The 23,987-nt window shown below is 71.4% G+C and carries 16 protein-coding genes; 7 read left to right on the top strand and 9 right to left on the bottom strand.

Annotated features, from left to right (window positions below; all coding sequences use genetic code 11):
- Nucleotide 1: 1 nt before the first annotated feature.
- Complete coding sequence (locus tag ABD733_RS04575) at nt 2-8,245, bottom strand: pectinesterase family protein (protein WP_344793841.1); 8,244 nt, start codon at nt 8,243-8,245, stop codon at nt 2-4.
- 335 nt (nt 8,246-8,580) lie between these two features.
- Between ABD733_RS04575 and ABD733_RS04570 the strand changes: the two genes are divergently transcribed.
- From ABD733_RS04570 to ABD733_RS04560, 3 genes are read left to right on the top strand one after another with little or no spacing between them, the layout of a single operon-like run.
- Nucleotides 8,581-9,723 carry a baeRF2 domain-containing protein gene (locus ABD733_RS04570; RefSeq protein WP_344793840.1) on the top strand — a complete coding sequence of 381 codons (1,143 nt, stop codon included), beginning with the start codon at nt 8,581-8,583 and terminating at the stop codon, nt 9,721-9,723.
- On the top strand, nt 9,720-9,935 hold the full coding sequence (locus tag ABD733_RS04565; RefSeq protein ID WP_344793839.1) for a hypothetical protein: 216 nt from the start codon (nt 9,720-9,722) through the stop codon (nt 9,933-9,935). Before ABD733_RS04570 ends, ABD733_RS04565 begins: the two co-directional genes overlap by 4 nt.
- Before the next feature lie 27 nt (nt 9,936-9,962).
- Nucleotides 9,963-10,976: an Rv1352/Rv1906c domain-containing protein gene (locus ABD733_RS04560; RefSeq protein WP_344793838.1), complete on the top strand. Its 1,014-nt coding sequence runs from the start codon at nt 9,963-9,965 to the stop codon at nt 10,974-10,976.
- Nucleotides 10,977-11,249: 273 nt separating this feature from the next.
- Here ABD733_RS04560 and ABD733_RS04555 read toward each other — a convergent pair whose 3' ends face one another.
- Entirely contained in the window at nt 11,250-11,993 is a 744-nt protein-coding gene (locus ABD733_RS04555; RefSeq protein ID WP_344793837.1) for a YqjF family protein, read from the bottom strand.
- Between the two features lie 112 nt (nt 11,994-12,105).
- Here ABD733_RS04555 and ABD733_RS04550 point away from each other — a divergent pair, with 112 nt between their 5' ends.
- A complete protein-coding gene (locus ABD733_RS04550) occupies nt 12,106-12,924 on the top strand; it encodes a tryptophan-rich sensory protein (RefSeq protein WP_344793836.1) in 819 nt (272 codons plus the stop codon).
- Between the two features lie 20 nt (nt 12,925-12,944).
- Here the strand turns inward: ABD733_RS04550 and ABD733_RS04545 are convergent, their stop codons facing one another.
- Together ABD733_RS04545 and ABD733_RS04540 are read right to left on the bottom strand one after the other, a co-directional pair.
- Nucleotides 12,945-15,470 carry an ATP-dependent DNA ligase gene (locus ABD733_RS04545; RefSeq protein ID WP_344793835.1) on the bottom strand — a complete coding sequence of 842 codons (2,526 nt, stop codon included), beginning with the start codon at nt 15,468-15,470 and terminating at the stop codon, nt 12,945-12,947.
- 32 nt (nt 15,471-15,502) lie between these two features.
- On the bottom strand, nt 15,503-16,390 hold the full coding sequence (locus ABD733_RS04540; protein WP_344793834.1) for an SDR family oxidoreductase: 888 nt from the start codon (nt 16,388-16,390) through the stop codon (nt 15,503-15,505).
- A gap of 80 nt (nt 16,391-16,470) precedes the next feature.
- Between ABD733_RS04540 and ku the strand changes: the two genes are divergently transcribed.
- Complete coding sequence (gene ku, locus ABD733_RS04535) at nt 16,471-17,343, top strand: non-homologous end joining protein Ku (RefSeq protein WP_344793833.1); 873 nt, start codon at nt 16,471-16,473, stop codon at nt 17,341-17,343.
- Nucleotides 17,344-17,383: 40 nt separating this feature from the next.
- Here the strand turns inward: ku and ABD733_RS04530 are convergent, their stop codons facing one another.
- Genes ABD733_RS04530 through ABD733_RS04520 form a run of 3 tightly spaced genes read right to left on the bottom strand, consistent with a single transcriptional unit; the run spans nt 17,384 to nt 20,525 of the window.
- Nucleotides 17,384-18,307 carry an NmrA family NAD(P)-binding protein gene (locus ABD733_RS04530; RefSeq protein ID WP_344793832.1) on the bottom strand — a complete coding sequence of 308 codons (924 nt, stop codon included), beginning with the start codon at nt 18,305-18,307 and terminating at the stop codon, nt 17,384-17,386.
- 36 nt (nt 18,308-18,343) lie between these two features.
- The gene (locus ABD733_RS04525; RefSeq protein ID WP_344793831.1) at nt 18,344-18,634 is read right to left on the bottom strand and encodes a DUF7218 family protein; all 291 of its coding nucleotides are present in this window, start codon (nt 18,632-18,634) and stop codon (nt 18,344-18,346) included.
- 34 nt (nt 18,635-18,668) lie between these two features.
- Nucleotides 18,669-20,525 (bottom strand): glycoside hydrolase family 15 protein, encoded by a 1,857-nt coding sequence (locus ABD733_RS04520; protein ID WP_344793830.1) that lies wholly within the window; start codon nt 20,523-20,525, stop codon nt 18,669-18,671.
- Nucleotides 20,526-20,564: 39 nt separating this feature from the next.
- On the opposite strand from ABD733_RS04520, the gene ABD733_RS04515 reads away from it, so the two are divergent.
- Nucleotides 20,565-21,419 (top strand): SMP-30/gluconolactonase/LRE family protein, encoded by an 855-nt coding sequence (locus ABD733_RS04515; protein ID WP_344793829.1) that lies wholly within the window; start codon nt 20,565-20,567, stop codon nt 21,417-21,419.
- Between the two features lies 1 nt (nt 21,420).
- Here ABD733_RS04515 and ABD733_RS04510 read toward each other — a convergent pair whose 3' ends face one another.
- Nucleotides 21,421-22,221 carry an SDR family NAD(P)-dependent oxidoreductase gene (locus ABD733_RS04510; protein ID WP_344793828.1) on the bottom strand — a complete coding sequence of 267 codons (801 nt, stop codon included), beginning with the start codon at nt 22,219-22,221 and terminating at the stop codon, nt 21,421-21,423.
- 38 nt (nt 22,222-22,259) lie between these two features.
- Nucleotides 22,260-22,880 (bottom strand): TetR family transcriptional regulator, encoded by a 621-nt coding sequence (locus tag ABD733_RS04505; RefSeq protein WP_344793827.1) that lies wholly within the window; start codon nt 22,878-22,880, stop codon nt 22,260-22,262.
- Between the two features lie 118 nt (nt 22,881-22,998).
- Here ABD733_RS04505 and ABD733_RS04500 point away from each other — a divergent pair, with 118 nt between their 5' ends.
- Nucleotides 22,999-23,940, top strand: coding sequence for an SDR family oxidoreductase (locus ABD733_RS04500; RefSeq protein WP_344793826.1), 942 nt, complete (start codon nt 22,999-23,001; stop codon nt 23,938-23,940).
- The last annotated feature ends 47 nt before the right edge of the window (nt 23,941-23,987 follow it).

Raw genomic sequence — 23,987 nt, 5'->3', positions numbered from 1 at the left:
CTCATCGGCCGGTCGGGTTCCAGGAGTCGGTGCCCGCGAGGTACGTCTGAGCCGTGAAGCCCCGCGCCTGAGCGTCCGACAGCTGGGGGCGGAGCGACGGCATGACGATCGCGGCACCCGGGCCGGTGTTCTGGTACTCCGAGAAGCGCCCTGCGGTCCAGGTCGTCACGGCGTCCCAGTCGTTCCAGGTCTTGTTCTGGATGATTCCGGCGCCGAGGTCGGTGTTGCGGACGACGACCTGCGCCTGGCCCTGGGTCGAGTACGGGCGACCGAGCGAGATGGTGTTCGCGGCTCCGTCCGTGACGATCCTGCTGTCGGTGACGAGGAATCCGAACGGCGAGGCGCTCGCGACCGACGAGTCGGTCAGCGAGGCTCCGGGTCGATCGAGCACGTGGATCGTGCTCCGATCGACGACGGTGACAGCGCGGCCGAGCAGGAGGTCGGCGCCGCCCTCGATGTACGAGCCGGTGATGTAGATCCGGCTGAACGTCGTCGAGTTCGCCGTGGAGGCGAGGATCGTCTGCTTGTCGCCGAGGAGCCGGACGTTGTCGAGTATCTGCCTGTCGCCCGACTTGATCTGGATCGCCGTGGCCTGCGCGCCCGCGGTCGCGGCGACGCTCTTCAGGGTCAGGGCCCGGAAGGTCCACTGGTTGCCCGACACGGTCATCGCGGCGACCGTGCCGCCCGGCGCGGTGATGACCACGTCGGAGGGGTTGCCGGTCGCGCCGACGATGTTGACCCCGTAGCGGTTTCCGCTGACTACCGGGCCGGTGTAGGTGCCCGGCTCGACGAGGATCGTGCGGTAGCCCTGGCTCGCGTAGTCGGCGTTGTTCGCCAGGAGTCCGGGGCTCGCTGCGACGAGCGCGCCGTTCGCGTCGACCTGACCGAGGACGGCCTGGAGGGTCGTGGCGTCGCCCGATCCGTCGGCCGCGACGACGTAGTCGACCTTGATCGGCGTGGCCTGCGCGGTCGCCGAGGCTGCCGAGGCGTTGCCGGAGCCGTCCTTCGCGACGACCGAGTACGAGTACGTCGTGCCGATCAGCACCGACGGGTCGGTGTACGAGGTCGCACCGGCGCCGACCGAGCCGACGAGGCTGGAGGCCCCGAGGCTCGACGTCGTGCGGTAGACGTCGTAGCCCGCGAGGTCCGAGTCGGTGTCGGCGGCCCAGCCGACCGTGACGGAGCCGCGGCCGAGCGTCGTCGTGACCTTCGACGGCACGGCGGGGGCGACGTTGTCGCCGGGTGCCGGCGTCACCACGACCGGAGCCGACTGCGCCGACTCGTTGCCCGCCGTGTCGACGGCCGTCACCCGGTACGAGTAGTCGGTGCCGTTCGCGAGGCCGGTGTCGGTGAGCGTCGTCGCGGTCAGGAGACCGGACGAGATCCTGACGCCGTCGCGGTACACCGCGTAGCCGGCGAGGTCGGAGTCGGTGTCCGCCGTCCACGACAGGATCGCCTTGGTGTCGGCGGCCGCGCCGGCCAGGCCCTTCGGGACGGCCGGGGGAGCGGTGTCGGCGGGAGCGGCGCCCACGGTGACCGGTGTCGCCCGGTTGCCCGACGCATCCTGCGCCACGACGGCGTAGGTGTAGGCGGTGCCGTTCGCGAGGCCGGTGTCGGTGAAGGTCGACACGAGGCCGACCGAGCCGACGAGGGTGGCCTGCGAGGGCGTGACCGAGGAGCCGGTCGCCCGGTACACCGAGTAGCCGGCGAGGTCCGCGTCGGCGGGAGCGGTCCACGTGAGCGTGGCGCTCCGGTCGCCGGTCGACGAGGTCAGGCCCGAGACGGGCGCGGGGGCCGTGACGTCGGCGGGCGTCGCAGGATCGGCGACGGCCGGGTACCAGGTGGCGGCCCCGAGCCAGTTCGCGACCGTGACGCTCACGGAGTCGGCGGGGGAGAGCTGCGGCCTCGACGCAGTGACGGTCGAGCCGGCACCCGTGTTGCCGTACTCGGCGAACCGCGCGTTGACCCAGGCATACCCGTTGAAGTCCTGCCAGGGAGCCGACTTGATGCCCGCAGCGAGGGTCGAGTCGCGGATGACCGTCTGCGGCGCGTTGGTCGATGTCGTCGTTCCCTGCGCGTAGGGACCGCCGAGACGGACGTCGCTGACACCGGCCGCCGGGGTGATCGAGGAGCCGATCACGAGGAACCCGTTGCCTCCGGTGGCCGTCGTCGACGGGATGAAGACCGTGCCCGAGGTGCGGGTGGGCGTGATCGTCGTGGAGTGGATGACGAGGGTCGCCCGGCCGAGCACGATGTTCGTCGCGCCCCGGATCGTCGAGGACTCGATCATCTGGCGGCTGGTCGCACCCGCGGTGGGCACATCGGCCCAGACGGTTCGGTCGGTCGCCGTGAGCGACGTGCCGGTGAACAGGATCTTGTCGCCCGTCATCGACACGGCCGGCCCGTTGCTGACGCCGGAGGTGTTCTCGACCGCGAGGTTCGACACGGTCACGTTCGACCCGGTGATGCTGAGGGTCGCGGTGGCGGTCGGGTTCGTGAGGGTCACGTCGGACGAGGAGGTGCCGCCGCCGAGGATCGTGACGTTCGACCGGGCGATCGTCGTGGTGCCGGTGTAGGTGCCCGGCGCGACCTTGATCACCCAGGGCGAGCTGCCCGTCGCGGCGTCGACCGCCGACTGGAGGGTCGGATAGGTGCCGCCCGCCTGGACGGTGGCGTCGATCCTGAGGCTCGGAGTCACGGTGACGGCGGCAGAGGCAGCCGACTCGTGGCCCGCGGCGTCGATCGCCGTGACCTGGAAGTCGTACGCCTGACCGTTCGTGAGACCGGTGGCCGTGTAGCCGGCCGTGCTCGTCGTCGCGATCACGGTGCCCTGGCGGTAGACCCGGTAGCCGACCACGTCGGCCTCCGTGTTCTCCTGCCAGGTGAGGACCGCCTGCGAGCTGCCCGCGCCGGCCGCGAGGCCGACCGGAGCGGTCGGTGCGGTGTCGGCGGTGGCGGCGTCGACGAGGGGGCTCCAGCCGTCCGTCCCGGCGAGGTACGCCGCCGGGGTGGCCTGGGCGGCCGCGGCCGCCGTCAGCTGCGGGCGGTTCGGCGTGATCGTCGCGCCGGGGCCGGTGGTGCCGTACTCGGCGACGCGGCCGTCGGTCCAGACGTTCGGGGCGAAGTCGACCCAGGGCTGCGAGGTCGAGATGCCCGCGGACATCCAGGTGTTCTTGATCGTCGTCTCGCCGCGGGAGATGTCGGCGTAGACGCCGTCGCTCCAGGATCGCCACGGACGACCGAGGGCGAAGGAGCCGTCGTTGTCGCTGGCGATCCTGCTGTCGACGACCAGGTAGCCGTGCGCCTTGCTCGCCGTGCTCGGCGCGAAGATCGTGCCTCCGTTGTGAGCGGTCGCGTGGAACGTCGTCCGGTCGAAGACCGCGGTGGCCCGCCCGAAGACGAAGTCGACGTTGCCCTCGATGAAGCTGTTCACGTAGTACTGGCGCGGGTAGCCCGAGCCGTCCGCCGAGATGTTGCCGTTGGCGTCGGCGTTCAGGGTGTCCTGGACGCCGAGCAGGCGGACGTTCGAGAAGACCTGCCGGTCGCCGGTCGCGCGGAGAGCCACGGCCTGCGTGTTGAAGTTGCCGATCTCGGGGTGCGAGGCGCTGTCGAACGAGTTGCGGATCGTCAGGTCGCGCACCTGCACACCGGCACCGGTGAGGGTGACGGTCGCGCTGCCGGCCGTGCCGCAGGTCGCGGCGGTGACCGTCGGGCAGGTGGCCGCGGAGGAGGCGGTGCCGTTGGCGTTGTCGAAGGTCAGGACGACGTCGCGGGCGTCGCCTGTGGTACCGGCGATGATGACGTTGGCCTTGGCCGACGTGGCCACGCCCTTGTACGTGCCGGGCTTCACGAGGATGACCTTCGGCTTCGTCGACGTCCCGGCCGGGATCGCGGTGAGGGCCTGCTGGAGCGTCGTGTAGTCGCCGGATCCGTCGGCGGCGACCGTGAGGTCGGCGACGAGCGGCGTGACGGCGGGGGTCGCCTGGGCGGCCGCCGGGTCGGAGGGGAGACCGGTGCGGGTCACCGCGACGACGAGGTAGTGGTACTCGGTGCCGTTCACGAGGCCCTTGTCGAGGAAGGTCGGCTTGGCGACCTCGGCGACGAGGTGGGCCGTGTCGGCGGACACCGTGTCGGATCCTGCCGCGCGGTAGACGCGGTAGCCGGTGACGTCGGCCTCGACCGAGTCGTCCCACGAGAGGCCGACCTGCTTCTCGGCGGGCGTCGCCACGAGACCGGTGACGGTCGAGGGCGCGGCGTCGGCAGCAGGATCGGCGACGGGGTTCCAGCCGTCCGTCCCGGCCAGGTAGGTCGCCTGCGTGTAGCCCGGCGCCTGAGCGTCGGTCAGCTGGGGCCTCGTGGCGGAGACTCCGGCCCCGGGGCCCGAGTTGTCGTACTCGGCGAAGCGCGCGCTCTGCCAGGTCGTCGTGATCCCGCTGTTGACCATGTTGGTCCAGGTCTGGGTGGAGCTCACGACCGGTCCGAGCCAGGTGTCGCGCACGACGACCTGGGCGACGGCGTTCGTGTCGGCGACCGAGGTGCCGTCGGCCTGCGCCTTGCCGGGCTGCCAGGGGCGCCCGAGGTTCTGCGACCCGTCGGGGGCGCTGCCGATGATGCGGCTGCCCGTGATCAGGAAGCCGAACCTCTGCGACAGGTCGGTGCTGGCCGCGGTGACGGCGCCGTTCGGCGAGGTGCCGTGGTCGAGCGCCTTGAGCGTCGAGTCGTCGATGACGACGGTCCCGCGCCCGAAGACGAAGTCGACGTCGCCCTCGACGTAGCCGCCGTGGAAGTACGAGCGGGCGGGCTGCGTGGTGGAGGGGCTGTTGGCGTACCAGGTGTCCTGGTTGCCGAGGAGGCGGACGTTCTCGTAGGTCAGCCGGTCGCCGGTGGTGCGGAGCGCGACGGCCTGGCCGTTGGGGTAGGTGCCCTCGACGTAGGCGTTCTCGACCGTGAGGCTCCGGAGCTGCACGTTGTTGCCCGTGATCACGAGCGTGGCGCTGCCGGAGGTGCCGTAGGTGTCGGCGACGCCGGCCGTCGTGGTGCCCGTCGGGGTGCCCGCGGCGCGGTTGCCCGTGATGACCACGTCGGAGGCGTGGCCGGTGGCGCCGACGACGATCGTGTACGGCTTCGAGATCGTGTCGTACTCGGCGTAGCGGCCGGCCGCGAGCGAGATGACGGTCGGGTCGGTGGCGGTCCCGGCGGGCGCTGCTGCCAGCGCGTCGCCGAGCGAGGTGAAGCGGGTCGATCCGTCGGAGGTCCCCTTCGGGTCGACGGTGATGTCGGTGACGAGGGGCGCGGCGGCGACGACGGCGGTGACCTCGGCGGAGGGCAGCGACGAGACGCCGGTGCGCGAGACCGCGGCGACGTAGTAGCGGTAGGTGGCGCCGTTGTCGACGGAGGTGTCGCTGAAGGTCGGGGTGTCGACGGAGGCGATCTTCGAGAACGCTCCGGTCTCGTCGGCTCGGAAGACGTTCCACGAGGTCACGGCGGCCGAGGTGTCGTCGCTCCAGGTGAGGTGCACGACGCGGGAGTCCGGGGCCGCGACGAGGCTCGTCGGGGTCGTCGGGACGGCGGTCGAGGCCGCGGTCACCGGGTCCCAGCCGTCCTTGCCGGCGAGGTACTTCTCAGGCGTCGCGTTCGCTGCGTCCTTCGCGGAGAGCTGCGGACGGTTGGCGTTGACGGTGGCTCCGGGGCCGCTGTTGCCGAACTCGGCGAAGCGGGCGCTCTGCCAGGTGAAGTTCACCTTGACGCCGGCGCTGTTGGTCGAGGCCATGTCGTCCCAGGGCGCGGCCGTGTCGACGGCCTTCGGCAGCCAGGTGTTCATGATGACGACGGAGGCCAGGGCGTCGGGGTCGGCGCTCGGGTGCCACGGGCGACCGAGGTTGATCGTGCCGGCCGCGGCGTTGCTCACGACCTTGCTGTCGGTGATCAGGAAGCCGTACTTGCTGCCCTTGTCGGTGCTGGCGGCGGTGAGGTAGCCGTTGTTGCTCTTGCCGCGGTCGAGCGACTTGAAGGTGTCGCGCTGGAACACCGCGGTGCCGGCGCCGAACAGGTAGTCGACGTCGCCCTCGAGGTAGCTGTCGACGTAGTACTGGCGGATGCGGGTGGTGGGCTTCGGGGTGTCGGCGAGCAGGGTGTCCTGGTTGCCGAGGAGGCGGACCGTGTCGGCCGTGAAGCGGTCGCCCTCGACGCGGAGCGCGACGGCCTGGGCACTGGTGATCTGCGGGTTCGCCGCCTCGTCGAAGGTGTTGGCGACGGTCAGGTGGTCGAGCGTGACGTTCGAGCCGGTGACGTAGACGACGGCGCTGCCTGCGGTGCCGAGGGTGGCCTCGGGCTCGTCGGGGTCGGAGCTGCCGGAGGCGCGTGCCGAGCTGATGACGACGTCGCCGGGAGCTGCGCCCGTGCCGTGCAGGGTCACGTTCGGCTGGTCGATCTCGAACGACTCGTCGTAGGTGCCGGGGGCGATGTCGATGCGGTAGTTGGCGAGCGACGAGGAGGGGATCGACGCCAGGGCGGCGGTGATGGTCGAGAAGGTGCCCTGCGGGCCGACGGTCAGGACCGTCTGCACGAGCGGGAGCGGGACGGGGGTCGTGAGCGAGGTGCCCGAGACGGTGCTGCTGGCCTTCGAGACGTTGCCCGTGGCATCCTGCGCGGTCACGCGGTAGTAGACCGTGACGCCTTTCGGGGCGCTGGTGTCGACGAAGCGCGGCGAGGCGCCCGCGTCGGCCGTCGAGATCGTCTTGAGGAGCACGTAGGTGCCCGACGAGGTCGTGCTCCGCGACACCGAGTACCCGGCGAGGTCGAGGTCCTTCGGGGCCGTCCAGGCGAGGTCGAGGCCGGCCGCGGCATCCTGCGTCACCTTGAGCGAGGCGGGTGCGCCGGGGGCGACGTTCGGGTTGTTCGCCGTGACCGCGAGGTAGCTGGACGCGTTCCCGGAGGTGTCGACGGCGCGGATGCGGTAGTAGTCGGTGTCGCCCTCGACGACGGTGGCGTCGGTGAAGGTGGTCGCGACCAGGGCCTTCTGCGCGCCCGTCGGCAGGTAGGGGACGTAGACCTCGTCGCCGTTCCGCTTGGTCACCAGGTAGCCGGCGAGGTCGGCCTCGGTGTTGGCCTTCCACGAGACGGTGACGCCGCCGGTGGCGAGGACGACGACCTTGGGGCTCGACGGGGTCTTCGGCGGGGTGGTGTCGCCGGGGACGGCGATGCTCGCGGTCACGGCGGCGCTGACGCCGACCGTGTTCTGCGCGGTGAGCGTGTAGAAGACCGTCGCGCCGGCGGGGGCTGCGGCGTCGGTGAAGGTCGTGGCGGTGGCCGAGGAGGCGTTGATGCGGGTGAAGGGTCCGGTGGTGGACGCACCGCGCGAGAGGACGTACGCGGTGGCGCCGCTCGACGCGCTCCACGAGAGGGTCGGCACGCCGTTCGAGCCGAGCTTCGCCGTGAAGCCCGAGGGCGCGGCAGGGGCGACGGGGGCGCCGGCAGGACGGGTGGCGCTGGTGCTCGCCGCCGAGGAGGCGTTGCCGGTGAGGTCGGTCGCGGTGATCCGGTAGTACGACTTCGCGCCCGACGGAGCCTGCGTGTCGGTGAACTGCGACGTCTGGAGCAGGGTGCCGGTGAGGAGCGTGTAGGTGCCGCTCGACGAGGTGCTGCGCGAGACGGAGTAGCCCTTGAGATCGGGCTCGTCGTTGTCGGCCCAGTCGAGCGAGACACCGGATGCCGAGACGGTCGCCTTGACGCTCGACGGCGACGCGGGCTTCGTGGTGTCCTTCGCGACGATCGTCTTGACGCTCGAGAGCTTCGAGACGTTGCCGGTCTTGTCGACGGCGGCGACCGCGTACGAGAAGGACGAGCCGCCGCTGGCCGCGGGGTCGGTGATCTTGAGGCTCGTGGTGGTCGAGACGAGGGTCGACGCCGTCGTGACGGTCGTCGACGACGAGCGGTAGACGCGGTAGGTGGCGAGGTCGGAGGCCGACACCCTGCCCCAGGTCAGGATCGTGCCGACGCCGCCGAAGTAGGAGGCCGCCAGGCTGCTCGGGGCCGACGGTGCCGTCGTGTCCGGCGCACCGAGCGCGGACTGCAGCGGGATCGCGACACCGGCGAGAGCGGCGATGCCGACCGCCGAGCCGACGACGAGACCGCGCCGCCTGGTGAGACCGGACGGGCGTGCTGCCCGTCGGCGACCGCTGCGGACCGGTGCGGTCGGATCGCTTGCGGGCGACGCGTCGTTCTCGTGGGCGGGGGAAGACGGCATGGAGGAGCGTCCGGGCATGGCGGAGTGTGCCTTCGGGTAGGCGCGGCGACCGAGCGAGAGCGCGCCGGACTGCGCCTGCCTCCGGGGTGGAGGACACGCGTGCCACAGGGCGCACTCAGCGATCGGGTATCGCTGATTCGGGTGATCTCGTCCTCGTGACTCGGGTAAGCGGAGGACGTGTCCCCATAATGGAGGACGCCCGCCTCAGAAGCAACCCTCACCTCTCGGCCCCGTCAGTGCCTCCCGGCGAGACGGTCCTCCTCGCGTTTGTCAAGCCCGGTCCGCGTCCTCCCGCAGGGCGTTGGGTGTCACGCACGAACGCTCGAGGAGGAACCGTGATCCCAGCCCTGTCCACGACCGACGTCGTCCGACTGCTCCGCGAGGGGACCGCCGTGACCTGGGCCTACGCCGACGTCTCGGAGGACCGCGAGGACCCGCAGCGTCTGGCGTCCAGCCGCCGCACGAGCGCCGTCGAGGCGCTGACCCGGGCGGGCGCACCGCAGCAGGACGCCGAGGTGGTCGCCGACGCGCTCATCGAGCCTCCCGGGGTGGCCGCCCCGGTGAGCCGGTTCCTGGTGGCGCAGGAGGGGGCGGTCGTCGTCGACGAGATCCTCCCGGGGCCGCCCAAGCTCCCCGACACCCTCGGGCACGGCCCCGTCCTCGACGTCCTGCCGCTGCTGGCTCACCGGCCCCTGGACGTCGCCTTCCTCGTGGTCGAGGTCGGCAAGGGCGGCGGCGGGTTCCGCGTCTACCGCTTCGGACACGAGGGCGTCGACGAGGAGCAGCACGTGCAGGGCCGCACCGACACGCTGCACCTGTCGCCGAGCGGCGGCTGGGACAGCCTCCGGGTGCAGCACCACGTGGAGGAGCTCTGGCGGCAGAACCTCAAGGAGGTGGCGACCGCCATCGACGACGCCGTCCGCCGGACGAGGGCGCGGCTGGTCGTCGTCGCCGGAGACATCCAGGCCCGGCAGCTGCTCGCGGAGCAGCTGGCTCCGGCCACCGTGCCGCTCCTGTCGATGGTCGACGCCGACACCCGGGCGAGCGACGCGCTCGTCGAGCAGGTCGACATCGCCCTGGCCCGGCTTCTCGCCACGCGCGTCCACGACGCGCTCGACCTCCTGCGCACGCACCTCAACCGGGGAGACGCCACCGCCGCCTCGCGCCTCGGCGAGGTCGTGACGGCGCTCGGTGCGGCGCAGGTCGACACCCTCCTCATCGACCCGCAGGCGCTCGGGGACCGGACGCTCCTGGCGCTCGGCGACGTGCCGTGGGTCGCGACGTCTCCGGAGGAGGCGCTCGGCGCGGCGGTCCTGGGCGAGGCCCCGGCCGCTCCCGCCCTCGTGCGGGCCGCCGTCCTGACCGACGCCGCCGTCGTCCTGGCGAGCGCCGGATCGATGCCGGGCGACAGCGGTGTCGGCGCCCTGCTCCGCTGGCCCATCGGCCCCGCGACGCCCTCGGCGGGGGGCACGGCGTGACGGTCGAGCCGAGGGGCCCGGTCCCCGACGAGTCCGAGGAGGAGACCGTCACCAGGATCGTCGAGGAGATGCGCGACGAGATCGTCCACGGCAACTTCGAGGGCGACACCGGTCACGTGCTCGACGAGCGCCTGGCGGAGTGCGGCGTCAGCGTCCGGCCCGAGCGGCTCGACGACCTCGCCGACGAGATCGAGAGCGGCGCGTCGACCTGAGCAGCGCTGTCCGCTACGGTGAGCCCAGTGCCCCGACCGGGCACCGGTGCGGCGCCGGGGGACGACGCCGCGCCGAGCTCGTCGGGCCTGCTCGCGGGCCCGGATCGGATCACCGTGCGCCTTCTCTCCCGCTCTCGTTCTCGTCTTCTGGCCGCCGGATCGGTCGCGCTCCTCGTCGGGCTCGCTGTGGCTCTGCCCGGAGCGGCTACCGCAGCACCGGCGGCACCCGCGGCATCCGCGGCACCCGCAGCCGCGGCCTCCGCGACCGTCGCGCCCGCCCCGCGCCTGGTGACGAAGCCGACCCTCGTCGGAATCGCCCGTGACGGCAAGACGCTCACCGCCACACTCGGCACCTGGAGCGTCCCCGACCTCCACTACCACTTCATCTGGTACCGCTCGGGTCGGGTCGTCCTCGAGTCGTCGTCTCCGCACTACGCGCTGAGCGGCTGGGACACCGGGCACACGCTGATGGCGCGCGTCCGGGTCTCGAAGTCCGGCTACGCCTCCGCTCTCGCGCAGACTCCGACGACGGGCAGCATCGCGGCCCCGCAGCCCGTGTTCAGCGGATCGGGGTTCTTCAAGGTGAACGTCCCGGGCGGCGTGCCCATCGGCGTCTACTACATGCAGATGCTGCCCAATGCCGCCGACTGCGGGGTGGGGGAGTCGACGACACCCAGTTGGGACGGCGAGCGCTACTTCAGCTACATGAGCGGCCAGCTCATCATGGAGGTGAAGAAGGGCGACAAGTACTGGGGCGTCGAAGGCTGCGGACCGTGGTACCCCATCGGCACCGCCGGGCCGGCACACACCTCCATTCCCGGGGACGGCTCGTACCGAGTGGGGTCGCAGCTCGCCGTCGGCACGTACGTGACCGACAAGAAGCAGGGCGGCCAGTGCGCTTTCGAGTACCGGTCCGAGGCCAACGAGGTCGGTGACTACGACGAGAGCATCGGTCACGGCGACCGGCTGACGGCGGTGGTCACGAAGAGCACCTTCGTCTTCTGGACCCGTGGCTGCGGCTCCTGGACCAAGGTGCACTGAGCCGCCGGGCGGTGCGGGACGTCCTCGCTGTACCCCGCGGACGCATGCGAATGTCAGGGGTGTGCGGTTGGGTTCAGGTGTCGGGATGATCCCGCCGGATCCTCCAGAAGGTGCCCTGCCCGGGCTTGTCCGGCCGCTCTGCAACACGGGCCGTCGATGAACACCCGCCATGGTCCTCGTCCTGCTTCCTCATCGCTGAGGGAGCAGGGCGCCCGGCCGGGGCCGTCCCGACAGACACGGCCGCTGGGGATCCTGCGTGAGATCGGTCAGCGCTCAGGGCCGGGCGAAGCGCGTCGCCACGCCGGGGGAGTACAGCACCGAGTCGGGCGCCCGTGACGCGAGGCCGGGGAATCCCGTCGCGGCGAGCAGCTCGTCGTCGAGCTCGACGAGCTCCGCGGAGAAGAGCGGCCACGAGTCGTGCTCGTTCGGCCAGAAGCGGGTCTGCCCGAACCGGCCGACGTGCATGCCCCACCGGGCCGTCAGGAAGTCGGCCAGAGGATCGTCCTCGACCGGCGTGCGGCTCGGCCGGATGCGGACATGCGTCGAGGGGAGTCTCCCTCCGACAGCCGGCCAGCGCCTCGTGCTGGCGTAGTCGATCGTGCCGCCACCGCGGACGATCGACATGCGCGCCCAGGTGTACGGGAGTCCGAGGCCGAGCCGAGCGGTGAGCACCGGCAGCAGCTTCGAGGCCTCCAGGGTCCGGAAGACCACGCTGCGCCGTCCGTCCGCCCCCACGCCGTAGAGGCGCACGTTCGTCTCCGCGAACCGCCCGAAGTACGGCACGTGCGGCAGGGGCCCGAACGCCGAGCGCGACAGCTCGAACGGGATCAGGCCCACCCAGCTCGACCCGTCGTAGACGTCCGGCTCGACGCGAGGCGGCAGGTGAGGGGCGACGAGCGCAGGATCGACTCGCCAGTGCAGGAAGGCAAGGTCGCCCCAGAACTGCGAGATGACGGGCCGGCCGGGGAGGTGCGGCGCGATCCTCGAGACCGGGTCGACGGGGATGCTCGCGCTCATGCTCCGACCCTAGCCACTCGTGCTCACGGTCCCCTCGGCGCGGGCGTGTAGCGTTCCCCGCGACACCGCCAGGACCCCGCGGTGCGGCAGCACGGTTCACGAGGAGACGACCATGGACACCACCGACCGGCGCAGGCGGATCACCGTGGCGGTGAGCGCGGTGATCGCGATCATCGGCTCGTTCATCGGCTCGGGGGCGGTCGTCGGCACGCCGATCGCTCAGGCGGCCGGCGGGGCGCTCGCCGCCGACGCGACCCTCGTCGCCCCCGGAACGGGCGCGTTCCAGATCTGGGGGATCATCTACCTCGGACTCGTCGCCTACGCCGTCTGGCAGTTCCTGCCCGGGCAGCGGAGGGCCGAGCGCCACCGCCGCCTCGGCTACCCGGTCGCCCTGTCGCTGCTCCTCAACGCCGCCTGGATCCTGAGCATCCAGTTCGGTCTCCTCGCCCTCAGCGTCCCCGTGATCGCGGCCCTGCTCGCGGTGCTCGTGGTGGCGTTCCTCCGCGCGGTCCGCTCCACGCCGACGAGCGCCCTCGACGCGGTGATCACCGACGGCACCATCGGCCTCTACCTCGGCTGGGTCTCCGTCGCCACGGTCGCGAACGTGACCGCGCTGCTCGTCGCGAACGGCTTCGACGGGTTCGGGATCGTCGGTGCCGCGTGGGGGATCGCCCTCGTCGCGCTGGCGGGGATCGCGGGGATCGCGCTCGCCATCGCGGGACGCGGCAGGATCGCCCCGATGCTCTCGCTGGCCTGGGGACTCGGCTGGATCGCGATCGCACGCTTCTCGGGCGACCTCGTCTCGGTCCCCGTGGCGGTCGCGGCCGTCGTGACGACTGTCGTGCTCGTCGTCGTCACGCTCGTGATCCGGCTCCGGTCCGTGCGGAGCCCGCGGTCCACGGCGTCGGCGGGAAGCGCCGTCCGCGCCTGATCTCCGCGGCGACGGCCGCGTCAGGACTCCCGGACCACGTCCGCAGGATCCTTGTCCGGCCGCCAGCCGCGCCAGGTCGGCTGTCGCAGGCGCCCGGTCGAGGTCCACTCGGCGAACTCCACCTCGCCGACCCGCGACGGCGTGACCCAGTGCGCGTCGCGCGCGTCCACCCGCGGGACGTCCACGAGCGGCGACGTCTTCCGCGCGGAGGCCCGGAACGACGCCAGCAGCTCGTCGAGGTCGCGGTCGGTGAACCCGGTGCCCACCCGGCCGACGTAGCGGAGCCCGTCGTCCGCGGGGATCCCGAGGAGGAGCGACCCCACCCCGTCGGCGCGCCGACCGGTTCCCGGACGCCAGCCGGCGACGACGACCTCCTGGGTCGCGTGGTGCTTGATCTTGATCCAGGCGCGGCTCCGCCTGCCGGTCGAGTAGGTGCTGTCGCGGCGCTTGGCGACGACGCCCTCGAGGCGGAGCTCCTTCGAGAAGGCGACGGCCTCGTCGAGCCCGCCCTCGAACGCGGGCGGGACGTCGACGACCTGGTCCGCGTCGACCGCGTCGACGAGGGCCTCGCGGCGTGCGTCGTACGGCTCGTCGACGAGCGGAACGCCGCCGAGCGACAGCACGTCGAAGAGGAGGAGGCGGACGGGTGCGGTCGCCCTGACCCGCTCGACGTCGCGGGGCCGGGTGAGCTTCATCCTGGTCTGGAGCAGCCCGAAGTCGGGGCGGCCCCCGCGGTCGACGGCCACGATCTCGCCGTCGAGGACGGCGTCTCGGACGCCGCCCAGCCGGTCGGGCAGCTCGGCGAACTCCGGGTACGACGGCGTCAGGTCGTGGCCGTTCCGGCTCGTCAGCGTCACCTGGCCGTCCTTCACAGTGACGATCGCCCGGACCCCGTCCCACTTCATCTCGACGGCCCACTCGTCGCTGTCGCCCACGTCGGACGCGGCGCCGGGGCTCGCGAGCATCGGCTCGGCGCTGCGGAGCGGCGCGCGCTCCGGCTTCGGGCGACGGGCTGGCGCGGGGGACCCGTCGCCCTGACCGGGGGCCGCCTGATCCTGCGCGCCGCCCTGCTCGTCGCGCGGGGCGTCGACGTGCTCGTCGTCGTCCTGCATCCGGTGGATCAGCCAGTTCTTCGCATCGCGATCGCCGTGCCCGGTGTGGATCAGCGCCAGCCGCCGCGCACCGCGCTGCTCGCCGTGGAGGACGACGATGACCTCCTTGCCGTCTCGCCACTTCTCGAGGTCGTACGTGCCGGAGTCCCAGATCGTGACCTCGCCGGCGCCGTACTCGCCCTTCGCGATCGTGCCCTCGAAGGTGCCGTACTCGAGCGGGTGGTCCTCGGTCTGGACAGCGAGGTGGTTCTGCTTCGTGTCCTGCGGCTCGCCCTTCGGCAGGGCCCAGCTGACCAGGACGCCGTCGTGCTCGAGCCGGAAGTCCCAGTGCAGGCGCCGGGCGTGGTGCTCCTGGATCACGAAGCTCCGGCCGTCGGTCGGGGCGGGCGCCTCGGCGGGGACGGGCTCCCGGGTCTTCGACGGGTCTCGCTTCGACCGGTAGACCGCGAGCCGGTCGGGCCGGCCCGGCGTGCCTTCGGCGCTCGTCTCGCCGACCGCGACGGGGTTCTCGGTGTTGCGGTGGTCGGGGCCGAGCTCGCCGGGCGGCACCGGCGTCCCCGACGACAGACCCTGCATCGGGTCGCCGCGCCGCTTCAGCGCCTTGAGGACCTCGTCCGGCTCCAGGTGGTGCAGCGAGGTCGAGGCGAGCTCCCGCCAGGTGCGCGGGGCCGCCACCATCGGCCTCGACCGGCCGCGCAGCGAGTACGGCGCGATCGTCGTCTTGTTCCCGTTGTTCTGCGACCAGTCGACGAAGACCTTGCCGCGGCGATCCTGCCTGCCCATGGTCGACAGCACGAGATCGGGGTGGTCGGCCTCGAGGGCGCGCGCGAGCTCGTGCGCGACCTCGCTCACCTGGGCGCTCGTCTGGCGGCCGTCGAGGGCCGCGTAGACGTGGATGCCCTTGCTCCCACTGGTGACGGGAACGGGATCGAGACCCATGTCGCCCAGGATCCCGCGCATCTCCTGCGCCACGAAGACGCACTCGGCGAGCCCGACCCCCTCGCCCGGGTCGAGGTCGAGAACGATCCGGTCGGGGTTCCGCTGCGCCCCGCGCGGGCCGAACCGCCACTGCGGCACGTGGATCTCGAGAGCGGCGACCTGCGCGAGCCAGGTCAGTGTGGCGAGATCGTCGACCATCGGGTACACGTTCTCGTGATCCCTGTGCTCGATCGCGTGCCGCGGAACCCACGACGGAGCCGACTCGGGGAGGTTCTTCTCGAAGAAGACCTCCCCGTCGACCCCGTTCACCCAGCGCTTGCGGGTCGCCGGGCGTCCTTCGGTGTGCGGGATCATCCACTCCGCGATCGCGGCGTAGTACGCCATCACGTCGCGCTTCGTGGTTCCCGTCTCGGGGTACAGCACCTTGTCGAGGTTGGTGAGCTGCAGCACGTGCCCGCCCACCGAGACGCGCTCGCCCCGGGATCTCGTCGCCATGCTGCGATCCTGCTCTCCTGACCGCGTCCGTGTCAGTAGGCCGGCGTCGCTCCGGCGATCGTGATCGTCGTGCCCGAGGTGTAGCTCGACTCGGGGCTGACCAGGTGGACGTAGGCGGCGCCGAGCTCGGCGGGCTGCCCGGGGCGGCCGTAGGGGGAGTCCTCGCCGAAGTGCGACACGGTCTCGGGATCGCTCGACGCGGGCTGGAGCGGCGTCCAGATCGGGCCGGGGGCGACCGAGTTCACGCGGATCCCCTTCGGCGCGAGCTGCTGGGCGAGCGCCGCCGTGAAGACGCCGATGGCGCCCTTCGACACGGCGTAGTCGAGCTTGTCGGGGGAGGGCTGGTTGCCCTGGATCGATCCCGTCGTCACGATCGACGAGCCGGGTTCGAGGTGCGGGATGACGGCCTGGCTCAGCCAGAACAGCGAGTAGATGTTGGTCTTGAAGGTGTTGTCGATGCCCTCGGTCGTCATCTCGAGGATGTCGTCGTGGCTCTCCTGGTGGCCGGCGACCATCACCAGGGTGTCGAGTCCGCCGAGCTCCTCGACGGCGCGCTTCACGAGCTCGAAGCAGAACGCCTCGTCCGACAGGTCTCCGGGCACCAGGATCGCGCGACGGCCCTCGTTCTCGAGCAGGTCGCGCACCTCCTCGGCGTCGGGCTGCTCCTCGGGGAGGTACGTGAGCACGAGGTCGGCGCCCTCGCGGGAGAGGGCGATCGCGGCGGCGCGACCGATCCCGGAGTCGGCTCCCGTGACGATCCCGCGGAATCCGGTGAGGCGCTCGCGGCCGACGTAGCTCTCCTCGCCGTGGTCGGGCTTCGGGTCCATCTTCGACGCGCGCCCGGGGAGCGACTGATCCTGCTCCGGGAACGGCGGCTGCGGGTAGAGGCTGATCGGGTCCTTCTTGTCGTACTGGCTCATGCCGACCAGCAAACTCGTCCGGACGCTGGGCGCGCTGTCGATTTGTACCCCGTCGGCGAGGGGCGGAGAACAATGGCGGCATGCGATCGATTTGGAGAGGCGCCATCACCTTCGGCCTGGTCAACGTGCCGGTGAAGGTCTACAGCGCGACGGAAGACCACGACATCTCGCTGCACCAGGTGCACGACAAGGACGGCGGCAGGATCCGCTACCAGCGGCGGTGCGAGGTGTGCGGCAAGGTCGTCGACTACGAGCACATCGACAAGGCCTACGACGACGGCGACCGCACGGTGGTGCTGACCGCCGACGACCTCAAGTCGCTGCCCGAGGAGAAGAGTCGCGAGATCGACGTCCTCGAGTTCGTCCCGAGCGACCAGCTCGATCCGATCATGTTCGACCGCTCGTACTTCCTGGAGCCCGACGGGTCGTCGCCCAAGGCGTACGTCCTGCTCCGCCGCACCCTCGAGGAGACCGACCGCACGGCGATCGTCCACTTCTCGCTGCGGCAGAAGACGCGCCTCGGCGCCCTCCGCGTCCGCGGCAAGGTCCTGATGCTGCAGTCGCTCCTCTGGGACGACGAGGTCCGGGAGGCCGACTTCCCCGCCCTCAGCAAGAGCACCCGGATCAGCGACAAGGAGCTCGACCTCTCGGCCAGCCTCGTCGACAACCTCTCGGACGACTTCGAGCCGGCGGACTTCAGCGACGACTACCAGCGCGAGCTGCAGCAGCTGATCGACGCCAAGCTGAAGGAGGGCGAGTCGATCGACACCGAGGCCACCTTCGGCGAGTCGGAGGAGGACGACGAGAAGGACGACGACGGCGGCGAGGTCATCGACCTGATGTCGGCGCTGCGGGCGAGCGTCGAGAAGAACCGCTCGAAGGCGGGCGCCGCGAAGAAGTCGCACTCGGCCGCGAAGTCCAAGCCGACGAAGTCGACTCCCAAGGCCGGCTGAGCCGGTCGTCGGCGTCTCGGCCGCAGGAGTTCGGGCGGCTCTACGGAGCCGCCGGTGACTCCTTCTTCGGGGTGAGGTGCTCCTGCAGGACGTCTCGGACCGTGGTCCAGGCGTGCGGGCCGTAGCGGTCGTTGTCGACGTGCCGCAGCTGCGCCTGCCCGCTGAACATGCTGACGAAGTACTGCATGCCCTGCCAGGCCGGGAACGTCTCGTCTCCGCTCTGGGACAGGCGCCGGACGACCGTGCTCATCGCGGACAGCGTCCCGGTGGTGCCGGCCCACTGCGGCTTGAACGGTTTCCCGGTGAGGTCGGTCATCGTCCGGGCGACTTCCCGGGCGGTCACCTGCGAGCCGGCGATCTCCACGACGCGGGTAGCGTCGTCGTCGAGCGCGACACGGGCAGTGACCCGGGCGACGTCGTCTTTGGTCGTGAAGTCGAGGATCTGGTCGGCGGACGACCAGAAGAGGACTCGTCGACGGTCGAACAGGATCATGGGCGCCTGGTCGGTGAGCAGGTCGGTGAACATCCCGTTGAGGATGGAGGTCGCCTGGACGGGAGCTGCGTCGACGTCGGCGGCGAACTCCCGTCGGAGCTCGAAGTTGCGGTTGGTGCCCGGGGCGATCGAGCGGTAGTCGGCCGAGTAGTCCGACGGGATGAACCGGGGCACTCCTGCCGCGACGGCCGCCCTCAACAGGGCGCGCTGTGCATCGACGATCACGGGTCGGATTCCGCTGACGGTCGACACGACGACGTCCGCGCCCGCAGCGGCTCTCGTCAACGCGGCGTGGTCGGAGTACGAGGCCCGCACGACCTCGACTCGGTCGTCGTCGCCGAAGACCGCCGTGGCCGTCGCGCTGCCTTGCCGCGTGAGGACCCGGAGGCGGACGTCGTGCTGCAGGAGCTCGCGGACGACGCGCTGGCCGAGATCGCCGGTGGCGCCGGCGAGGAGGATGGTGCGGGTCATGGGGTGAGTCTCATTCTGTCGGAATCGATCGGAGACTCAGCGGTCACGGAGCGCCTTCACCAGGTCGGCCTTCTTCTTGCCGGAGTAGCCCGTGAGGCCGAGCTCCTTGGCGCGCTTCCGCAGATCTGCGACGGTCCAGTCGTCGTACGAGCCGCTCTCGCCGCCCTTCCGGCCGATCTCGGACCGGCTGCTGCCCTTCTTCGCGGCCGCGTTCGAGATCCTGGCCGCCTTCTCGGACGAGTTGCCGTCGGCCTTCAGCTCGGCGTAGAGGTCGGGGTCTTTGAGAGCCGGGTTGTCTTTCTCGGCCTTCGTCGCTTTCGCTGCCATGCTGCAGACGGTACGCCCACGACGCCTCGCCCGATCAGTCCTTCTCCGTCAGCTGCGAGATCGTGATCGCGGCGTTGACCAGGGCGAGGTGGCTGAGGCCCTGCGGCAGGTTGCCCATGAAGTCGCCGTCCTCGGAGATCATCTCCGCCAGCATGCCCACGTCGTTCACCTGCCCGACCAGGTCGTCCATCATCTCGACGGCCTCGTCGACCCGGCCGACGCAGGCGAGCGCGGACGCGCACCAGAAGGCGCAGGCCACGAACGTGCTCTCCTCGTCGGGCATGCCGCTGTAGCGGTAGAGGAGGGAGCCGCGGCCGAGCTCGGCGCGGATGGCGTCGATCGTGCGCGACATGCGCTCGCCGCGGTCGAAGCCGGTGGGCGCGTGCAGCAGCACGGACGCGTCGAGCCGGTCGGACCCCGGGTGCATGAGGTACGCGCCCCGCTCCTCCGACCAGGCGTTCTCGGAGACCCACTCCTCGATGAGCGTCTTGTTGCGCTTCCAGGCCTCGAGGTCGTCGGGGTCCGGGTGGAGCTGCCCGATCTCCGCGAGGTGCACGGCGGAGTCGATCGCCTGCCAGCAGCCCATCTTGCTCGAGGTGTAGTGCTGGAGGTCCTTCAGCTCCCACATCCCGCTGTCCTTCTCCTCCCAGCGCCGGCACGCGTCGTCGGCGAACGAGCAGAGCAGCCGGTCGGTCGAGGCGTCGATGATGTTGCCGCCGGACGCGTAGCGGCTCAGGATCGCCAGGATGTCGGCGTAGACGCCGAGCTGCAGCTGGTCGGAGGCCGGGTTGCCGGAGTACACCGGCCCGATCCCGCGCCAGCCCTCGGAGCCGGTCTCGTGGGTGCCGTCCGGCAGCGAGCCGTCGAGGCCGAAGAAGATGTGCATCTCGCGGCCGTGCTCCTTGAGGCAGTTCAGGATCCACGACACGGCGGCGTGCGGCTCCTCGCGGAGGCCGAAGTCGAGCAGGGCGCCGACCGTGTAGGCGAGGTCGCGCACCCACGCGTACCGGTAGTCCCAGTTCTTGTCGCCGGTCCTGTCTTCGGGGAGGCCGGCCGTCGCCGCCGCCGCGATCGCGCCGGTGGGGCTGTAGATCAGGAGCTTGAGAGCGAGCATCGACCGGGTGACGGTCTCCGACCACGGGCCGTCCCAGTGGAAGTTCTTCGACCACAGCTCCCAGTTGTCGACCGTGCGGTCGATTCCCTGGTCGACGACGTCGGCGTTGGGAAGGTGGATCGGCTCGTCGTCGGTGCCGCAGAGGCAGAGGATGTGCCGGGATCCCTCTGCGGTCGTGAACGCCCCGCGGAACTCCAGCGGCCCTTCGACCTCGCCGTCGCCCTCCTCGGTCGGGTCGGTCCGGCCGTGGTCGGACCCGATCAGCACCAGGTTGATGTCGCCGGCGCGGAGGAGCGGCCCGTGGACCGTGTCGACCCGGGTGACCGGCTCGGTGCCGAAGTTGTTGCCGGGCACGACGGCCCAGGTCAGGTCGACAGAGCCCTCGAGCCCCACGATCCTGCGCACCAGCTCGGCCCAGGGGAGGCGGCCGGCGACGCCCGTGACGAGCGCGTCGGTGATCTCGACGGTGCCGGTCTCGGTGCGGAAGCGGGTGGTCAGGACGTTCGACCCCTCGATGTACGACCGCTCGACCTCGAAGTCAGCGGTCGGGCGCAGCTCGAATCGGCCGCCCGACGAGGCGTCGACGAGGCCGGCGATGACCGGCTCGGTGTTCATCTCGGGCAGCGGCAGCCAGTCGATCTGGCCGTCGTCGGCGATGAGCGCGATCGTCCGGCCGTCGCCGATGCCGGCGTAGGCGCGGAGCGGGACGTAGCCGCCGTCCCGCTCGAAGGGGGCGTGGAAGCCCTGCACAGTAATCGATTCGAGTTGCGTAGTCACCCCTCTACGGTGCTCCTCGGATGCTGATAGACCGGCCGGATGACCGACGTTCAGCTGTTCACCGATGCCCGCGCCATCCTCGCCGAGTCTCCCGTCTGGGACGACGACGCGCAGGAGCTCGTCTGGTGCGACATCACCGCAGGCCTCCTCCACCGGATCTCGGCCGACGGATCCGCCGATCGGGCGGTCGCCGTGCCCCCGCCGCTGGCGTCGATCCAGCCCCAGCGCGGCGGCGGATTCGTCGCGGCGCTCGGCGACTCCGTGGTGTCGCTCGACGGCGAGGGCAGGATCACGGGGGAGGTCGCCCGGATCCGGCACTCCGACCCCGGCATCCGCTTCAACGAGGGCAAGTGCGACCCGTTCGGCGCCTTCGTCGTCGGCGGCATGGACTTCGTGTCGCACGAGCCCGACGCGGGTCTCTACCGCATCGCGCCGGACGGAGAGATGACCGTGCTGGCGGGCGGCTTCGGCACGGCCAACGGCATCGAGTTCGCCGTCGACGGCAGCGCGATCTGGGTCACCGACACGGCGGTCTCGACGATCTTCCGGGCGCCCTGGAACGCGGAGGGCACCCTGGGCGAGCTCGTGCCGTGGACGAGCGGCGGGCCGCACGACGGCCTCGTGCAGGATGAACGGGGCGAGTTCTGGAGCGCCCTCTACGGCGAGGGGGTCGTCGTGCACCTCGGAGCGACCGGCGAGGAGCTCGAGCGGATCGCGTTCCCGGTGAAGAACGTCACCGGCGTGACGATCGGGGGCCCAGACGGGTCGACGCTGTTCGTCTGCTCGGCCCGCGAGAACGCGACCGAGGAGGACCTCGAGGAGCACCCGCTCTCGGGCGGCATCTTCACCTGCGCCCTCGACCGGAAGGGCCTCCCGCCGCGCCTGTTCGGCTGACTCAGATCGTCGCGACCGAGCCGGAGTCGACCCGGTAGTTGCTGCCGTTGACGAAGCTGGCGGCCTCGGAGCAGAGGAACGTGATGACGCTCGCGACCTCGTCGGGCTCGCCGCGGCGCTTCAGCTCCATGTACGGCCGCTCCTCCTCGAGGAACGAGTCGATGGCCTCGTCGAACGACGAGCCTCGCTGCTCGGAGCGCTTCGTCATCATCGCGTCGGTCATCGGCGTGTTGATGAAGGCCGGCCCGACGGTGTTCACGAGGAGGCCCTCGGTCGCGTAGGAGCGCGAGAGGCCCTTGGCGAACGACATCACCCCGGCCTTGGCGGCGCAGTAGGGCAGCTCGTCGTCGTAGGGCTGCAGCGCGTCCTCCGAGGCGACGAGCACCAGGCGGCCCCAGCCGCCGGAGCGGAGGTCGGGGAGGAACTCGCGGACGAGGCGGACCGGCCCGAGCAGGTCGGTCTCGAGGGTCGAGGTCCAGCCCTCGTCGTCGATCTCGTGGAAGAGTCCCTGCGCGCCCGTGATCCCGGCCGACTGCACCAGGATGTCGATCTCGCCGACCGCCTCGGCGACCCGCCCGTGCAGGGCCGCGAGGTCGTCCGTGCTCCGGATGTCGGCGGCGAAGGCGAACAGGCGGCCGTCGCTCGCGCCGAGCGCCGCGGCTGCAGCGTCGAGCTTCTCCTGGTCGCGATCGCTGATGACGACGGTCACGCCCTCCGAGAGGAGCTGCCTGGCGGTGTGCCAGCCGATGCCGGAGTCGGCTCCGGTGACGAGGGCCTTCTTGCCTGAGATGCCGAGATCCACGGTGTTCCTCTCGTAGGGGGTGGGCTGCGCCTGGGACGTTACCCCGGGCTTCTCGGCGACGGGTCAGTCGTGTACCCCTCCCACGGCCTACGTGGGCCGGATGCGGCCATCGAGGTGAGCTCGCGGAGGACGTCCCCCTCGATCTCGAGGAACCCGCGCGTCTCGCCCTCGCCGACCCAGGTCTGGAACGAGACGCTGAAGACGGTGGTGCCGCTGTGAGCGGCCAGCGTCGCCTGCGGATCGGCGATCCCGCGGTCGCGGAGGGCCGCCGCCAGCGTCTTCGAGAGACCGGCCATCTTCAGCAGCTCGCGCTCCTGCAGGGCCGGGTGCCGGACGATGATCCGCTGGCGCTTCCGGGAGTGCTCGCGCCGCTCGTCCGGGAAGAACTCGGCGGCGCCCTCGATCGCGAGAGTCATGATGTCGAGCGCGCCGGCGTCGGCCGGAGCGTCCGCCACGCCTCGCAGGAACGCCCCCTCGAAGAACTCGCGACCGCCGAAGAGCACCTCGCGCTTGTCGACGAAGTGCCGGAAGAAGGTGCGCTCGGTGACGCCGACCGCGGCGGCGATGTCAGCGGCGGTCGTCTCGTCGAAGCCGCGGCTCTCGAAGAGGTCGAGGGCGGCGGCCTGCAGCCTCTCGGGCGTCCCGGGTTCCCAGCGCATCCGCCCAGCCTACCGATGCCGGGGCAGTGATGGCAGTGGCTGACGTGGAGGTGTAGCGTGACAGCAGTCGCTGACATCAGTCTCCGACACCGCCCGCTCACCACCCCAGGAGAACACCATGCGCGTCTTCATCACCGGAGCCTCCGGCTGGATCGGCTCCGCCGCCGTCACCGAGCTCCTCGCCGCCGGGCACGACGTCACCGGCCTCGCTCGCTCCGACTCGTCGGCCGCCGCCCTCGAGGCCCGCGGCGTCACCGTCCGGCGGGGCGACCTCGACGACCTCGACAGCCTCCGCGCAGGATCGGAGGAGGCCGACGCGGTCCTGCATCTCGCCAACAAGCACGACTGGTCAGACCCCCAGGCGTCGAACCTCGCCGAGCGGAACGCCGTCGAGACGATCGGGACGGCGCTCGCCGGATCGGGCCGCCCGTTCCTCCTCGCCTCGGGGACCGCGATCGTGGCGCCCGGCGCGATGCTGACGGAGGCCGACGCGTCGCCCGCGCACGGGCTCGACTCCGCCCGGGGCGGCAGCGAGAACCGCTCCCTCGAGTTCGTCGACCAGCAGGTCGCGACGGTCAGCCTCCGCTTCGCCCCGACCGTCCACGGCGTCGGCGATCACGGCTTCATCGCGATCCTGAGCGGCGTCGCACGGCGCACCGGGGTCTCGGCGTACGTCGGCGACGGCTCGAACCGCTGGCCCGCGGTGCACATCTCGGATGCCGGCCGCCTCGTCGCCCTGGCGCTCGAGAAGGCCGAGCCGGGGAGGATCCTGCACGCCGTCGCCGAGGAGGGCGTCGCCACCCGCGAGATCGCCGAGGCCATCGGCCGGAGCGTGGGCGTTCCGACGAGGTCCATCGACGCTGCCGACGCGGTCGGCCACTTCGGCTTCCTCGGCGGCTTCTTCTCGATGGACATCGCCGCCTCGAGCGAGGCGACGCGTTCGTTCCTCGGCTGGACGCCGACCGGCCCCACCCTCGTGGAGGACCTCGACGCCGGTGCCTACGCCGCGACGTCGCACTCGTCGTCGCCTCGGGCTGCCCGTCGGCGACATCTGCTCTGATCTCGCCACCCGGCGGGATCGCTGAGATGTCGCTGAGCGTCTTTGCA

Source organism: Frondihabitans peucedani, from assembly GCF_039537585.1.
In the GTDB taxonomy this organism is placed as follows: Bacteria; Actinomycetota; Actinomycetes; order Actinomycetales; family Microbacteriaceae; genus Frondihabitans; species Frondihabitans peucedani.
Note: the sequence above shows the minus strand (reverse complement) of the source record. Positions and strands in the feature narration are given on the sequence as shown.

Bases quoted from the DNA above. Each gene is read 5' to 3' on its own strand.
- ABD733_RS04575 (WP_344793841.1), bottom strand. From the start codon at position 8,245: ATGCCGTCTTCCCCCGCCCACGAGAACGACGCGTCGCCCGCAAGCGAT.
- ABD733_RS04555 (WP_344793837.1), bottom strand. From the start codon at position 11,993: ATGAGCGCGAGCATCCCCGTCGACCCGGTCTCGAGGATCGCGCCGCAC.
- ABD733_RS04550 (WP_344793836.1), top strand. From the start codon at position 12,106: ATGGACACCACCGACCGGCGCAGGCGGATCACCGTGGCGGTGAGCGCG.
- ABD733_RS04545 (WP_344793835.1), bottom strand. From the start codon at position 15,470: ATGGCGACGAGATCCCGGGGCGAGCGCGTCTCGGTGGGCGGGCACGTG.
- ABD733_RS04540 (WP_344793834.1), bottom strand. From the start codon at position 16,390: ATGAGCCAGTACGACAAGAAGGACCCGATCAGCCTCTACCCGCAGCCG.
- ku (WP_344793833.1), top strand. From the start codon at position 16,471: ATGCGATCGATTTGGAGAGGCGCCATCACCTTCGGCCTGGTCAACGTG.
- ABD733_RS04530 (WP_344793832.1), bottom strand. From the start codon at position 18,307: ATGACCCGCACCATCCTCCTCGCCGGCGCCACCGGCGATCTCGGCCAG.
- ABD733_RS04525 (WP_344793831.1), bottom strand. From the start codon at position 18,634: ATGGCAGCGAAAGCGACGAAGGCCGAGAAAGACAACCCGGCTCTCAAA.
- ABD733_RS04515 (WP_344793829.1), top strand. From the start codon at position 20,565: ATGACCGACGTTCAGCTGTTCACCGATGCCCGCGCCATCCTCGCCGAG.
- ABD733_RS04505 (WP_344793827.1), bottom strand. From the start codon at position 22,880: ATGCGCTGGGAACCCGGGACGCCCGAGAGGCTGCAGGCCGCCGCCCTC.
- ABD733_RS04500 (WP_344793826.1), top strand. From the start codon at position 22,999: ATGCGCGTCTTCATCACCGGAGCCTCCGGCTGGATCGGCTCCGCCGCC.